This is a genomic window from Flavobacterium qiangtangense (assembly GCF_042658345.1).
Taxonomy (GTDB): Bacteria; Bacteroidota; Bacteroidia; order Flavobacteriales; family Flavobacteriaceae; genus Flavobacterium; species Flavobacterium qiangtangense.
In genome coordinates this window covers 185,483-200,699 of record NZ_JBHSQB010000003.1, presented here as the reverse complement: position 1 = coordinate 200,699, position 15,217 = coordinate 185,483, and the positions used below count along the sequence as shown (strand labels likewise).

The window sequence follows — 15,217 nt, the reverse complement described above, 5'->3', positions numbered from 1 at the left end:
AATGCTAACCAATAATCTTCTTCTTCTTGAAATCAAAAATCTCATTGCAACAGCAAGAGAAACTGCCGTTCGTTCGGTTGATTTTCAGAGAACATTATTATATTGGTATATCGGCGAACGCATTTTCAACGAAGAACAGCAAGGAAAAGAACGTGCCGAATATGGAAATTATTTAATTAAATATCTTTCTGAACAGTTAACTCCTGAATTTGGAACTGGGTTTTCTTTCAGAAATTTAAACTGGTACCGCCAATTTTACAGAACTTTTCCAATTGTGAACTCACTGCGTTCACAATTGAGTTGGACACATTATAGAACTCTGATTCGACTTGATAGCGAAGACAAACGAGAATATTACATTGCTGAAACCACAAAAAATAATTGGTCCGTTCGACAAATGGAACGACAAATAAACAGCCAATTATTTGAGCGTTTATTATTGAGCAATGACAAAGAAAGTGTTTTGGCGGTTGCTCGAAATGAAAAACTTCCAACCAATCCATCAGAAATTATTAAAGACCCAATGGTTCTAGAATTTTTAGGATTAAGACGCGAATCTGCTTATTATGAAAAAGATTTAGAGCAAGCAATAATTACAAATCTGCAAGATTTTCTTTTGGAATTAGGAAACGGATTCTCCTTTGTTTCCAGACAAAAACGAATCCATCTCGATGGCGATGATTTTTTTATCGATTTGGTTTTTTATAATCGAATCCTACAATGTTCTATCATTTTCGAAATCAAAACCCATAAGTTAACACACGAAGATTTAGGCCAGCTTCAAATGTATGTCAATTATTACGACCGAATAGAAAAATTAGAACACGAAAAACCTACCATTGGGATTTTACTTTGTGCCGATAAAAATAACGCCGTCGTAAAATTTTCATTACCAGAAGCAAACAAAACCATTTTAGCAAGTCAATACGAATTAATTCTACCTTCAGAAGAGCAATTATTGAATGAGATTAAACGAGAAATAGAAATATTAAACTCAAAAAATGACTAGAGAAAATTTTTTATTTTTGATAATTATTTCAATATATTTAGCCTTATTTATATCTATAACGATAAATGAAAGCATTCTTGACGCAATTTTTTTGTTAACTATTTCAACAATTTTTATAAGTTCAATAGTAACCCTTTTTAAAGTAAATTTAGAAAAATATAAATATTTCATTTGGATAAATATTGCTCTTTTCATAATAACCTATTTGTACAATAACTATTTACATGATTGAGAAATTATAATCAAACATTTTTTATTAATAATAATTATTGTTTCATTTTTTGGTTTTAGATATTTGAAAGGTAAAAAACGAAACTCTTAAACTATATAAACTTTTAAACTTATAACCTATAAAATGAAAAACATAGCCGTAATCGGAGCTGGAACAATGGGTAACGGAATCGCCCACACTTTCGCGCAAAGCGGATTCACCGTAAAATTAATAGACGTTTCAGAAAAATCCCTAGACAAAGGAATGGCAACAATCGCCGGAAATTTGGACAGAATGGTCGCAAAAGGAACCATCACCGAAGACGATAAAATGAAAACCATCAGCAACATCATCACCTACACAGACATTAAAGACGGGGTTGTTGGTGTTGATTTGGTCGTTGAAGCTGCAACCGAAAACGTAGAGTTGAAACTCAACATTTTCAAGCAATTAAACGATGCTTGTTCGCACGATACGATTTTAGCGACTAATACATCTTCAATTTCAATTACGCAAATAGGAGCCGTTGTCGCTCATCCTGAACGCGTTATCGGAATGCATTTCATGAATCCGGTGCCGATTATGAAGTTGGTCGAAATCATCCGCGGTTACAACACATCTGACGAAGTGACGAAAAGCATTATGGATCTGTCTGAAAAACTAGGCAAAACTCCAGTTGAAGTAAACGATTATCCAGGTTTTGTGGCCAACAGAATTTTGATGCCGATGATTAACGAATCCATCGAGACTTTATATAACGGAGTTGCAGGCGTTTACGAAATAGACACGGTGATGAAACTCGGAATGGCGCATCCAATGGGACCGTTGCAATTGGCTGATTTCATTGGTCTTGACGTTTGCCTTGCGATTTTGAATGTAATGTACGAAGGTTTCAAAAACCCAAAATATGCTCCTTGCCCACTTTTGGTAAATATGGTTCGCGCCGGAAAATTAGGCGTAAAATCAGGCGAAGGATTCTATGATTATTCTGAAAGTAAAAAGGCCGAGAAAGTAGCAAAACAGTTTTCTTAAGATATTTTGAAGCGAAAAGGCGGGAATAAATTAAACCATATTCCCGCTTTCTGTTCCAATCTTTTATTTTTTAAAGAAAAAAACAAAAGGATTTCCTCTGCAATCGGGGCTATTGAAAAACTTTAGGTATTTTTTAAACGTCAGTTTCCCAATCTTTGTCTTCAGAAAACCTAACTTGCATTTCTTTTCGAAAAACTTTAAATCTTTGCGTTAAAAATGGCAAAAATAATCCCTTTCAAAGCCGTCCGGCCAACTCGCGACAAAGTCAGCCTCGTAACTTCACGTTCTTACGACGAATATTCTCCGGCAGAACTCGCTTCACAGTTGGATTTTAATCCGTTTTCTTTTTTGCACGTTTTGAATCCGGCTTATGTTAACCAGCAAAAAATAGGACTTGAAAAAAGGTTTAAATTGGTTGCCCAAAAATACAATGACTTTAAGGAAGAAGTGGTTCTGATAAAAGAAGAAAATCCAGTCTTTTTCATCTACGAAATCCAAACCAAAAATCAGACTTTCACTGGAATAATTGCTGGAACTTCCATTGAAGATTACCAAAATAATGTTATCAAAAGACACGAAGATACGTTGCAATATCGTGTAGAATTGTTCAAAGATTATCTTCACCGAACAGGTTTCAATACTGAACCCGTTTTAATAACCTATCCCGATAATCAAGAATTAACAACTTGGATTTCAAACAAAAAGCAAACGGATTCACTTTACGAATTTTCTACCACCAAAAGAGAAAAACACATCCTTTGGAAAATTGAAGACCAAAAAGAAATCGCTTGGCTTCAAGAAAAATTCGATGAAATTGGCGATTTGTATATTGCAGACGGACACCACCGTTCCGCTTCCGCAGAATTATTATACGAAGAAGACAAAGCTTCCGGAAACGAAAACCTGAACTATTTTATGAGTTTTCTAATCGCCGAAAGCAACGTAAAAATATACGAATACAACAGAATCATCCGTGATTTAAACGGACATTCAAAAGAAGAATTTCTGAATAAATTATCTGAAAGTTTTTGGCTAAAAAACAAAAACCAAGAACTTTGGAAACCCACAAAAAAGTTCGAATTCGGAATGTATCTCGATGGCGAATTTTATTCTTTGACTTTAAAAGACGAACACAGTTTTACTTCGGTTTTGGAACGACTTGATGCTCAGATTTTATACGAGAAAGTCTTGAATCCCATCTTAGGAATTGAAGATTTACGCAACGACGAACGAATCGATTATATTCCTGGAAAACAATCTATTATAACTATAAAAGAAGTTGTGGACGAAGGCGAATTTGAATTAGGTTTTATGCTTTTTCCAACGGATATTTCTGAAATAAAAGAATTGGCCGATAACAATTTAATCATGCCTCCAAAAAGTACTTACATTGACCCGAAATTTAGAAGCGGTCTTGTTGTGTACGAATTATAATTTAGACAATCATTTAGAAACACAGATTTTAGAAATTTTTAAAATTATTCTGATTTCTAAAATCTATGTTCCAATAAAAATTAAAAATGTCAATAAAAAATAACTTACTCGAAATAAAATCATCGCTTCCTGAAAATGTAACTCTTGTTGCGGTTTCAAAAACAAAACCTGTCTCCGATTTAGTGGAAGCTTATAAAGCTGGTCAACGCATCTTTGGAGAAAACAAAATCCAAGAAATGGCCGATAAGTTTGAGCAAATGCCAAAAGACATCGAATGGCACATGATTGGGCACGTTCAAACTAATAAAGTGAAATTTATGGCTCCATTTGTGAGTTTGGTCCATGGTGTTGATTCCTTGAAATTACTGGAAGAAATCAACAAGCAAGCTTTGAAAAACAATAGAATCATAGATTGTCTTTTGCAAATTCATATTGCAGAAGAAGAAACAAAATTTGGATTAGATGAAGCTGAATTAAACGATTTATTGCAATCTGACACTTTCACGAATCTGAAAAATATCAAAATAAAAGGCTTGATGGGAATGGCTACTTTCACCGAAAACCAAGACCAAATCAAGAAAGAATTTTTACATTTAAAAGATATTTTCGACAAATTCTCAATTCTAAATCCTAACTTTTCAATTCTCTCTATGGGAATGTCGGGCGATTATCAACTTGCAATTGACTGCGGAAGTACAATGGTTCGGATTGGAAGTAGTATCTTTGGGACTAGATAAAATTTATTCAAATTCTCTGCCAACTAAAAACTGAACACTGAAATCTGAAAATTTGTACGCAATACTCGACATAGAAACAACAGGAGGACAATTTAACGAAGAAGGAATTACTGAAATTGCCATCTATAAATTTGACGGACACGAAATTGTCGATCAATTTATAAGTTTGGTAAATCCAGAAAAGCCAATTCAGCCTTTTGTGGTAAAACTTACCGGAATCAATAATGCAATGCTTCAAAGTGCTCCAAAGTTTTTTGAAGTCGCAAAACGCATCATTGAAATGACTCAAGATTGCGTGATTGTGGCTCATAATGCTCAATTTGACTACAGAATTCTCCGTACAGAATTTTCACGTTTAGGTTACAATTTCGAAAGACAAAACCTTTGTACCGTTGAATTGGCTAAAAAACTAATTCCCGAACAACCTTCTTATAGCTTGGGAAAATTAGTTCGTGCTCTTGGAATTCCCATGGCCGACAGGCACCGTGCTTCTGGCGATGCTTTGGCGACTGTAAAGTTGTTCAAAATGCTTTTGGACAAAGATTTAGAGAAAGAAATCGTAAAAACTTTTATCAAAACCGAAGTTGAAAAAGGTCTGGCTCCAAAATTACTCGACATTGTTTCCAATATTCCTTCCACAACCGGAATTTATTATGTTCACAAAGAAGACGGCGATATTATTTATATTGGAAAAAGCAAAAATATAAAGAAGCGTGTTAACCAGCATTTCACAGGTTCTTCCCGAAGAGATAAAAAAATTCAGGTCGAAGTTTTTTCAGTAACTTATGAAGAAACTGGCAGTGAATTAATTGCTCTATTGAAAGAATCTGAAGAAGTCAAAGTCAACAAACCTAAGTATAATAGAGCTTTGACGAAAACTATATTCCCTTTCTCTTTATATCAATCAAAAAATAAGGAAGGTTTTATAAGTATTAAATTACAACGAACCGATGCTCGAAAAAACGAACTAGCTTCGTTTGCAAGTCAGGCTGAAGGTCAAAGTGCGTTGTTTAAAATCACTGATAAATATGTGCTCTGCCAGAAGATAAATCATCTTGAAATTGTGAAAACGCATTGTTTTCCATATGAAATAAACCAATGCAATGGCGCGTGCGTTGATGAAGAATCACCCGAAGATTATAATATTCGTGTGGAAGATTTTTTGGCAAATAACGAATATTCAAACCAAAATATAATCGCCGTTGACCGAGGAAGAAACCTTCAAGAGCGAAGCGCTGTTTTAATTGAAAATGGTGTTTTTCAAGGAATTGCATTTTTTGACTTAAATTATCAAGTGAATAATATTGAGATTCTGCGAAACATTATAACGCCGATGAAAAACACGCGCGATGCAAAAAATATAATTTTGAGCTATCTCAAAAAAAAGAAAGTCTATAAAATCATTTCGTTTTAAGACTTTTAGTAAATTTGATAGAACCCCAAAAAATTGCACTTGAAAACCATTAAAACAGAAAAATTCCGAACCAAGCTTCACGAAATCATTTATGAAGCAGACACGCCGACAGGAAAACTTTTCGACATCATATTGCTGATTCTCATTATTTTAAGTATCGTTGCGGTAATGCTTGAAAGTATGGCTTCCGTGAAATATTTATACGGAGACGAGCTTGAAATCATCGAATGGGTTATAACTGCATTTTTCACTTTTGAATACATCGGAAGAATTATTGCTTTAAAAAAGCCAATAAAATACGTACTCAGTTTTTACGGAATCATCGATTTATTGGCAACTTTGCCCGCATTTATCGACTTAATTTTCCCAGGTTTGCACTTTTTGGTCTTGATTCGCGCGGTTCGGTTATTGCGTGTTTTCAGAATTTTAAAGTTGGTACATTTCGTTGGAGCTTCGAATCAATTGGTCGTTGCTTTAAAGAAAAGCCGATTGAAAATCGCGGTTTTTCTCTTCAATGTAATCGTTTTGTGCATCATTTTAGGCACTTTAATGTACATGATTGAAGGTCCCGAAAGCGGATTTACAAGCATTCCCACCAGCATTTATTGGACAATCGTTACGCTGACAACTGTTGGTTTTGGTGACATTACCCCTGAAACTCCTTTCGGGCAGTTCGTTTCAATGGTCATTATGATCTTGGGTTACGGCATCATCGCAGTTCCCACCGGCTTGGTCACTGCAGAATTTATGTCGCGTGATAAAGTACACGAAAACACACAAGCCTGCCGAAATTGCGGTTTTGAAAACCACAGAGACGACGCCATTTATTGTTATCATTGCGGTCATGCTTTAAACGAATAGTCTTGTTTTTTGAAGCTAATCCGGCTTTACTCTGCAAGTCCTCATTTTAAACACCTTTTTTGCTAGCCGAAAAACGAGCTTCCTCCGGTCGCTGTTTTACGGCTGCAAAAAATAGTGTTTAAAATTCCGGGCTTTCCGCTACAATCCGGGCTATGAAAGTGCTACAAACCAACAATTATTTTAAAAATCACCTTTATAATTTTTAAAACCATTTCATAAAAAGTAACTTTGCTTTAATGAAGAAATTAATCACAATTATTGGTCCCACGGCAATTGGAAAAACGGCTTTGAGCATCAAACTTGCCAATCATTTCAACTGCGAAATCATTTCTTGTGACTCCCGCCAATTTTTTAAAGAAATGGAAATCGGGACAGCAGTTCCTTCAAAACATGAATTAGCTTCAGCTTCGCACCATTTTATCCAAAATAAATCAATTTTTGAGAATTATACCGTTGGCGATTTTGAAAGAGAAGCAATTTCTAAATTGGATGAATTGTTTGAAACCAATGATTACGCCATTTTAGTGGGTGGTTCTGGATTGTATGTTGACGCGATTTTAAAAGGATTTGATACTTTTCCAGAAATTGATGCTTCCGTTAGAACTGAAATAATTTCCAATTATGAGAAATTCGGGATTGAATATCTTCAGAACAAATTACGAGAATTAGATCCAAATTATTTCGATACAATTTCTAACGAAAATCCTCAAACTTTACAAAATCCACAGCGATTGATGCGTTTTGTGGAGGTTTGTATCGGGAGTGGGAAACCATATTCTTCCTTCTTAAACCAAAAGAAAACCAGTCGAAATTTCACGCCAATTATAATCGGACTTGAAGCTGAACGTCAAGAAATGTACAATAGAATTAATCTTCGAGTTGATTTGATGATGCAAAATGGTCTGTTGGAAGAAGCCAGAAATTTGTATTCAAACAGAAATCTAAATGCTTTGCAAACCGTAGGATACAGAGAACTTTTCAGTTATTTTGATGGTGATTATAACCTGGATTTTGCCATTGAAGAAATCAAAAAAAATACCAGACGTTTTGCAAAACGCCAATTGACTTGGTTCAAAAGAACAGAAAATGCGAAATGGTTTGATTACAAATCCGAAGTTGATGAAATTGTAAAATCGATTTCTAATTTCCAAAATTCATAATTTATAATTCCCGAAAAATGCCAATAGCTCCAAATTTTTCATCTATTTTCAGCAAAGACTGGGAAATTAATTTCACGCAATGCACGCCAAACGGTTACTTAAAATATACCGATTTGTGCAATTTGCTTCAGATGACAGCGGGCGACCACGCCGAAGTTGGCGGTATTAGTTTTACTGATATGCAAGAATTTCATCAAGCTTGGGTTTTAAGCAGAATGCGCCTTGAAATCGACGCCTTGCCTCAATGGAAAGATATTGTAACGGTGAAAACTTGGATTATTTCTTTGAAAAATTCGCGTTCGGTGAGAGCTTTAGAGATGTATGTTAACGGAAAGAAGATTGTGGGTTGCGAGACTTTTTGGGCTGTTTTTAATACCAAATTACGTCGTCCGGAAGCGCTGGCTTTGCCACACGAACATTTTGAAAAGTATGCAGAAAAATTTCCTACGGAAGAGCGCGTGAAGAAAATTGATTTGCCAAAAGAAATGAAATCAGTTAACGAAAGAAAAGTGGTTTTATCAGATTTGGATATTGTGAATCACGTAAATAATGTGAAATATCTGGAATGGTGTTTGGATTTAGTTGATGTGAAATCAATTTTAAAGCAGAAATTGAAAAGCATTGACATGAATTTTATGAAAGAATTGATGCTTGAAGACTTGGTTTCGATTAATGAGATTTCTTTCGAGAATCAATCTGTTTATTCTATTTTGAAAGAAGGAAAGGCTTGTTTTGGATTGGAATTTGGTTTTTAAAACACAGATTTCACAGATTTGCACGGATTTTTTATTGCTTACTGTTCCCTCGACTGCGCTCGGGATGACAGTAATGTTGAATTAATGCGAAGCGCTCGGGATGACAATTAGCTTTATCGAAATGGAACTTATGAAAATCTTTAATCTTAATTCTTCAATCTAAAATCTGAAATCTAAAATCTACAATTCTAGCCCAGATTGTAGCGGAAAGCTTTTTTGAAAAACTGACATTTTTTGCCGGATAAAGAGCGACCGGAGGAAGCTCCTTTTTTTTCGTGCAAAAAAGGAGGTTTGATAAAAACTTGTAGCGGAAAGCTGGAAATAGCTTCTAAAAACAAAAAAAGCTCCGATTTCTCGAAGCTTTTTTTATAGTAATTTATTCTGAAACTTTGTTTTTTACAACAAGTCTGAAACCTTCTCCGTGGATGTTCAAGATTTCTACGTCTTCATCTGGCTTAAGGTATTTTCTTAATTTTGCGATGTAAACGTCCATACTTCTTGATGTGAAGTAGTTGTCATCTCTCCAGATTTTTGTCAAGGCTAATTCTCTTGGCATCAAATCGTTTTCGTGAACAGCAAGCATTTTCAGCAATTCGTTCTCTTTTGGAGATAATTTTATTGGTTCTTCTTGCTTGAAAGTCAAGAATCTCAATTTTGAATTTAAGTGGAAATTTCCGATTTGGAATTCAAACTTAGTGTTGTCTGTTTTGCTGTCAGACGCTTTTCTTTGAATGATTGCTTTGATTTTCATCAACAAAACTTCTGAATCGAATGGCTTGTTCAAGTAATCATCAGCACCCACTTTGTATCCTTTTAAAACGTCCTCTTTCATAGATTTCGCCGTTAAAAAGATAAGTGGAATATCTTTATTTTTTTCTCTGATTTCTTTGGCCAAAGTATATCCGTCTTTGTAAGGCATCATCACGTCAAGGATGCACAAATCAAAGGTGTCTTTTTTAAATTTCTCGAAACCTTCCATCCCGTTCTTGGCCAAAGTAACTTCAAAATCGTTCAGATTTAAATAATCTTTTAAAATTGAACCGAAGTTTGGGTCATCTTCGACTAGTAGGATTTTCTTGTTTACATTTTCCATAGCTTAATTGATTAGTGGTAATTTTATAATGAAGGTGCTACCCTTCCCTTTTTCGCTTTCTACAAATATTTGACCGTTATGGTCGTCTATAATTCTTTTTACGTAAGCTAATCCTAAACCGTGACCTTTTACGTCATGGCGATCGCCAGTGTGTTCTCTATAAAACTTCTCAAAGACTCTTTTTTGTGCTACTTTGCTCATTCCATGTCCTTGGTCTTTTACCTTAATTAAGATAAAATCTTTTACATTTTCTGTATAAACGTCAATTACTGGCGCTTCTGGAGAATATTTTATGGCGTTGTCTAAAATGTTTACGATCACGTTTGTAAAGTGAACATCGTTAACTAATGTTGTTGTTCTTGTCGCGTCAAAATGCGTGTTGACCACACCTTGTCTGTCTTCAATAATCAAGGCAACGTGTTCCACTGCATCTTCCACAATATCCTGAACGTCAATTGGTTCTTTATTTATTTCAAGTTCTTTTTTCTCTAATTTTGAAATTCTAAGAACATTTTCAACCTGAGCATGCATTCTCTTATTTTCATCCCTAATCATCTGCAGGTATCTGTGTACTTTTTCAGTATCTTCAATAACCTTTGGATTTTTAATCGCGTCTAAAGCCAGGTTAATCGTGGCAATTGGCGTTTTAAATTCGTGCGTCATATTATTGATGAAATCAGTTTTGATTTCAGAAATCTGACGTTGTTTTATCAATTGGTTTAGCGCGCTTGCGTAAGCAATGATGATGATCAGCGTAAACGTGATCGACAGAATCGTAATTCCGATCAAATCTGTGAACAAAAATTTCTTTTTATCCGGAAAACTTACTAATAACTGAAACTTTGCTTTTCCTTCATTATCAGAAAAAATTGGCGTCTGAAATGTTGAGTTTTTATCAAACTTAAAGTTATCAGATTTAATTTTTGTCGCCAATCCATCGCTATAAACCCCAAATTCAAAATGCGTTTTTACTTCATATTGTTTCAGCTCGTGCTCTAACATTTTATAAAGTTTGTCTTTTGAAATTCTGTCTTTTAAAGGTTTTGTATCAGCAATATCCTTTAAGAACATATCATATTGCGCTTTCACAAGCATTTCCATATTTCCCGATTTTTCAACCGTTATGTCTGGAGTTGTATTTCGCTCTAGTGCAGAATTGTCAATTTGATTCCCAGAATAAATTTCTGTTTTTCGCTTTGCGCTATAACTCTGCGCTTTTTTGATCGAGTCTTTCTTTTTATCAAAGAACGAGAGATTCACATTGTAATCTTCGGCGATAATATTGTTTGAATAAATAACCGTTTCATTTGTCACCTTATTCTTTTGAACCAACACAAAATCAAGCAGTTCGCTCTTTTTTGGATCTTTTCCAATACTATCTTTTAAGATATTATACTGATTTAAAAGACTGTAAGTTTCTTCTTGTTTTAATTTTTCAGAAACATTTCCGATAACTTGCTGAACGTGATATTTGAATTGCTCTTCATTATTTTTGAACGAAGTATTAATCAAATACAACTGTACCAAAATAATTCCTATCAAAGATAGGCTCATCAACACAACCAGTAAGCGAAATAATGTCTTATTCATCGAAACAAAATTAACATTTTAACATTTAAGCAATTAATACATTAACCAAACATTAACATCTAATTCGTAAATTATTGATTTCTTAATAGTGAAATTATATTTTCTGCAGATTTTATAGCTTCTTGCAAGTCTTCATTGACAATAACAAAATCACTCAATGATTGTTTCTTTTCTTCGCTCCACTGATTGGCAATTCTGCTTTCAATAGCTTCGCGCGAAAGATTATCTCGTTTCATAACTCGCTGAATTCTAGTTTCTTTTGGAGCCGTAACTAAAATTACTTTGTCACAATCTTTATAGCTTCCGCTTTCAAAAAGTATTGCGGTTTCTTTGACAACAATTTCAAAATTTTTATTTTGTTCAACCCAGTTTTTAAAATGTCTGGCAACTTCTGGATGAATTATGTTATTTAAAATCTGAAGTTTTTCGGGTTGCTCAAAAACAACTTTTGACAGCTTTGCTCTATCAATTTTATCTTTTTCAAGAATATCTTTTCCAAAAGCATCAATTATTTTGCCAACAATGACTTTTGTATCCAATATTTTTTTTGCTTCTAAATCAGCGATATAAACAGGAATTCCGAGTTGTTTAATATGGTTGGCGATTGTAGTTTTTCCGCTTCCGATTCCCCCTGTTAACCCTATGATTTTTGGCATAATTTAGATAGCTTTAGTTTTTAAAAAATAATTCAGGAAAAGCTTCTTGTGGTTTTCTTTTCAAAATAATAATGTTCCAAAACGATTTTAAGAAACCAACTCCGTAACCATAAAACTGAGTCGCCACGGCAAAAAGCGAATAAATTCCGATTTTTAAGCTTTTGCTTTGGATTGAAGAAATTACGAAAACCAATGTAAAATACAAAAGATATAATACGAAGAAAAATGAAATTCCAAAGATTAGGAACAAAATAGAAAATATAAGTCCTATTAAAAATAAGGATGGGAAGAAAAAAGTCATCTTGTTATATTCTGGATACCAACTGTTTAAAATTGGTCTTGCTTTCCCAAATTTATTGACTTGCTTGTAAAATTTTGACCAGTCAATTCGTCGTTTGTGATAAACATACGCATTTACAAAAAGTCTGGTTTCGAAGCCCATTTTCCATAATCTGATCGACAAATCTGGATCTTCACCAGGATGGATATTTCCAAAACCCTGACTTGCTTCAAAGGCTTTTTTTGATAATCCCATGTTAAAACTTCTAGGCTGAAATTTTCCGATTTTCTCTGAACCGCCTCTAATTCCTCCAGTTGTCATAAACGAAGTCATCGAAAAATTAATAGCTTTTTGCACGTCAGAAAAACTATTTAAAGCTTTATCTGGACCTCCAAAACAGTCTACAAAATCATTTTGAAGTGCTTTTTCAACTTCTAATAAGTAATTTGGAGGAAGAATACAATCTGAATCTAAAATCAAGAAATAATCTCCTTTTGCATTTCTCATTCCAAAATTTCGCGAATCTCCCGGACCAGAATTTGGCTTGAAAAAATATGAGATATTCAATCTTTCCTTATACAAATCAATAACGGACTGACAGGGAATTGAAGATCCGTCTTCAACGATAACAACTTCAAAATCATTATTATAGACTTGTTTCGTCAAGCTTTGCAAAAGTTCATCAATCTCATCTGGTCGATTGTAAACAGGAATTATAAAAGAAAATTTCATAGTTGATTTTAAACTTTAACAAAGATAAACTTTATAAATAAAAAAACCATCCTAATAAACTTAGGATGGTTTCAAAATTTAAAACGAAATTAAAGTTTATTCTTTAATAACTTTGATTGTTTTAACTTGATTTTCAACAGTAACTTTCACAAGATAAGTTCCTTGCGTTAAATTTGACATATCAATTTGGCTTTCAGCTGCGTTTACTTTTTTAGCAAGAACTTGTTGTCCTAATAAATTAAATACTGCAACATCAGAAATATCTTGAGAATAAGATAAATTCAATACATTTTTAACTGGATTTGGATAAGCGCTCAATTTTGAAAATTCAAATGAGTCAGTTCCTAATGCATTAGCATAAGCTGAAATGCCAAATGAGCCAACTACATCATTATTGTACTCATAAACTCTTGCATATAATGTAGCACCAGGAGTTTGATTTGTCAAAACAACTTTTGAGTAAGATCCAGTATCAGCACCATCATCATCACAACCAACTTGAGTTAAGGCCGCACATGTACCGCTGTAAACGGTTACAACTGAATCAAATCCTGTCGCTCCAGTCGAAGAATTTCCTGTTTCAACAGTTAAATTTCCACTCGCTGGAACAACTATGCTGTACCAGATATCTCCACCAGAGTAGCCAAAACAAGTGGCTGGCGTTGCCTGTGATGAGCTTGAAGCTCCTGCATTTGTTCCGTCAGTTAAATTTGTTCCATAAGCCGTACCTACTGTTAATGCAATCGCACCAGCACATTCGTCATTGGCAGGTCTTGTTGAAAAGCTAATTGTTGTCCAGTTACTGAATGTACCTCCACAATTTGTTCTAACGTGAGCATAATAAACAGTTTGAGCAGTTAAGCTATTAGTTGTATAAGTCGCTGCGGTTTGTGCCGTTCCAGCAGCGGTAGGTGCTGTAGCCACATTATCAATTACGTATTCATATCCTGCTGATCCAGTAATAGCTGGCCAAGTAATTGTTGCGCTTGTTGAAGTAATAGCAGAAGCTGTAACAACTGGAGCTTCACAAGCAGGAATAGTTTCAACTACGAAATTATCTATAAAAAAATCATAGTCTTGAGTATCATCAACCGTACCATCAGTTGCGTAGAATGCAAATTTTGTGTTTGCATTTGTGTAAGTTGTCAAGGGAATTGACAATGTGTTTAATGCATTTGACGGAGTATTTGATGCGTTAAATGTATGAAGCGTTGTCCAAGTGGTACCATTATCATTTGAAACTAAAAATGCCACATAGTCATCAGATCCCATTGTTGTTGCAGTTGTCGCGCCCCAAGCAGTCGCTCCAAAATCAAATTTAACTCTATATCCGCCAGCGCTTAAATCAATTACTGGAGAAATCAGCCATCCAATATTATTCATGTAATATAAATTAACCTTGGTGGCGCCAGATGAACCTGAATTCAAAAATCCATCAGCGGCCCAAATTCCAGCTCCGGCCCCAGTTGGACCTGTCGCTGGCGTTCCTGCGCCTGAAACCGACCAACATGAAGGCAAAAACGTTGCAAAATTTTGTGTATAACTTGGAATAAAGGCTGTACATTGTGTAGTAAATGTTGCAGAAGATGTCCATACTGAAGCATTCGCACCACATTTTGATCTTACCCAAAAATAGTGTAACGTCGCAGAAGGTAAGCTAGCAAGATTAGCTGTTAATGTTCCTGCAGCCACAGCTCCTGTTGGTGTAGTTGTTGCTGTCGGCGCAGTATTCGTCGTAGATACGTAGTACTCATAACCGTCTCCAGGTAATGTAGACGGTGCCGTCCATCCAATTGTTGCTGTAGTCGTAGTTACATTTGAACTCGTTAAAGCTGATGGAGGAATACAATCAGTCAAATATTTAACTTGTGAATTTTTACAAGCGGCTTCACCTAAACAAGCGGCGTTTTCTGAATAATGTAATCTTACTGTTCCAACAGTAATCGCATTGATGGTAAGTGGCGACGGCCCGTGCTGAATAACCACGTTTGACGCATTTGTAACCGTTAAATAAATGTGAGGTCCTGCACCAGCGGTAGCACCTGTTTGAGCTGTGAAAGTATAATTTCCTCCAACAATCAAAGAAGATACCACAGAATATTCTTCCGTACTGTATGCGCAAGTAGTAACTGTTTGGAAAACGCCAGAGTTATTCGAAACTGCACTGCCAAATGCTGTCGGCCTTATACATTGGGCACTAGAATACAATGTGATAAGCATTGCAATAAAAAAGAAAGTAGTTTTTTTCATAAA

The 15,217-nt window shown here is 34.9% G+C and carries 14 protein-coding genes; 8 read left to right on the top strand and 6 right to left on the bottom strand.

The annotated features are described in order from the left end of the window. Position 1 precedes the first annotated feature (1 nt). Positions 2 to 1,009 carry a PDDEXK nuclease domain-containing protein gene (locus ACFPVY_RS00935; protein ID WP_379789804.1) on the top strand — a complete coding sequence of 336 codons (1,008 nt, stop codon included), beginning with the start codon at positions 2 to 4 and terminating at the stop codon, positions 1,007 to 1,009. On the opposite strand, the gene ACFPVY_RS00930 is transcribed toward ACFPVY_RS00935, so the two are convergent. After that, a complete protein-coding gene (locus ACFPVY_RS00930) occupies positions 995 to 1,204 on the bottom strand; it encodes a hypothetical protein (protein WP_379789803.1) in 210 nt (69 codons plus the stop codon). The genes ACFPVY_RS00935 and ACFPVY_RS00930 overlap by 15 nt on opposite strands. A 160-nt stretch (positions 1,205 to 1,364) precedes the next feature. Here ACFPVY_RS00930 and ACFPVY_RS00925 point away from each other — a divergent pair, with 160 nt between their 5' ends. From ACFPVY_RS00925 to ACFPVY_RS00895, 7 genes are all read left to right on the top strand, one after another. Then, positions 1,365 to 2,252, top strand: coding sequence for a 3-hydroxybutyryl-CoA dehydrogenase (locus ACFPVY_RS00925; protein ID WP_379789802.1), 888 nt, complete (start codon positions 1,365 to 1,367; stop codon positions 2,250 to 2,252). Positions 2,253 to 2,468: 216 nt separating this feature from the next. After that, positions 2,469 to 3,686 carry a DUF1015 domain-containing protein gene (locus tag ACFPVY_RS00920; RefSeq protein ID WP_379789801.1) on the top strand — a complete coding sequence of 406 codons (1,218 nt, stop codon included), beginning with the start codon at positions 2,469 to 2,471 and terminating at the stop codon, positions 3,684 to 3,686. 86 nt (positions 3,687 to 3,772) lie between these two features. After that, entirely contained in the window at positions 3,773 to 4,423 is a 651-nt protein-coding gene (locus ACFPVY_RS00915) for a YggS family pyridoxal phosphate-dependent enzyme (protein ID WP_379789800.1), read from the top strand. 52 nt (positions 4,424 to 4,475) lie between these two features. After that, positions 4,476 to 5,837, top strand: a complete 1,362-nt coding sequence (locus tag ACFPVY_RS00910) for an exonuclease domain-containing protein (RefSeq protein ID WP_379789799.1) — start codon at positions 4,476 to 4,478, stop codon at positions 5,835 to 5,837. 39 nt (positions 5,838 to 5,876) lie between these two features. Continuing rightward, positions 5,877 to 6,698 (top strand): ion transporter, encoded by an 822-nt coding sequence (locus ACFPVY_RS00905; protein ID WP_379789798.1) that lies wholly within the window; start codon positions 5,877 to 5,879, stop codon positions 6,696 to 6,698. A 236-nt stretch (positions 6,699 to 6,934) separates the two neighbouring features. Next, positions 6,935 to 7,858, top strand: a complete 924-nt coding sequence (miaA, locus tag ACFPVY_RS00900; protein ID WP_379789797.1) for a tRNA (adenosine(37)-N6)-dimethylallyltransferase MiaA — start codon at positions 6,935 to 6,937, stop codon at positions 7,856 to 7,858. Between the two features lie 17 nt (positions 7,859 to 7,875). Next, the gene (locus tag ACFPVY_RS00895) at positions 7,876 to 8,613 is read left to right on the top strand and encodes an acyl-[acyl-carrier-protein] thioesterase (protein WP_379789795.1); all 738 of its coding nucleotides are present in this window, start codon (positions 7,876 to 7,878) and stop codon (positions 8,611 to 8,613) included. A gap of 376 nt (positions 8,614 to 8,989) precedes the next feature. Here the strand turns inward: ACFPVY_RS00895 and ACFPVY_RS00890 are convergent, their stop codons facing one another. From ACFPVY_RS00890 to ACFPVY_RS00870, 5 genes are all read right to left on the bottom strand, one after another. Then, positions 8,990 to 9,706, bottom strand: a complete 717-nt coding sequence (locus ACFPVY_RS00890) for a response regulator transcription factor (protein ID WP_379789794.1) — start codon at positions 9,704 to 9,706, stop codon at positions 8,990 to 8,992. Between the two features lie 3 nt (positions 9,707 to 9,709). After that, entirely contained in the window at positions 9,710 to 11,296 is a 1,587-nt protein-coding gene (locus tag ACFPVY_RS00885) for a sensor histidine kinase (protein ID WP_379789793.1), read from the bottom strand. A gap of 71 nt (positions 11,297 to 11,367) precedes the next feature. Further along, a complete protein-coding gene (gene coaE / locus ACFPVY_RS00880) occupies positions 11,368 to 11,952 on the bottom strand; it encodes a dephospho-CoA kinase (RefSeq protein WP_379789792.1) in 585 nt (194 codons plus the stop codon). Between the two features lie 13 nt (positions 11,953 to 11,965). Continuing rightward, a complete protein-coding gene (locus tag ACFPVY_RS00875) occupies positions 11,966 to 12,964 on the bottom strand; it encodes a glycosyltransferase family 2 protein (RefSeq protein ID WP_379789791.1) in 999 nt (332 codons plus the stop codon). Positions 12,965 to 13,060: 96 nt separating this feature from the next. Next, positions 13,061 to 15,214 (bottom strand): T9SS type A sorting domain-containing protein, encoded by a 2,154-nt coding sequence (locus ACFPVY_RS00870; RefSeq protein WP_379789789.1) that lies wholly within the window; start codon positions 15,212 to 15,214, stop codon positions 13,061 to 13,063. Positions 15,215 to 15,217: the final 3 nt, after the last annotated feature.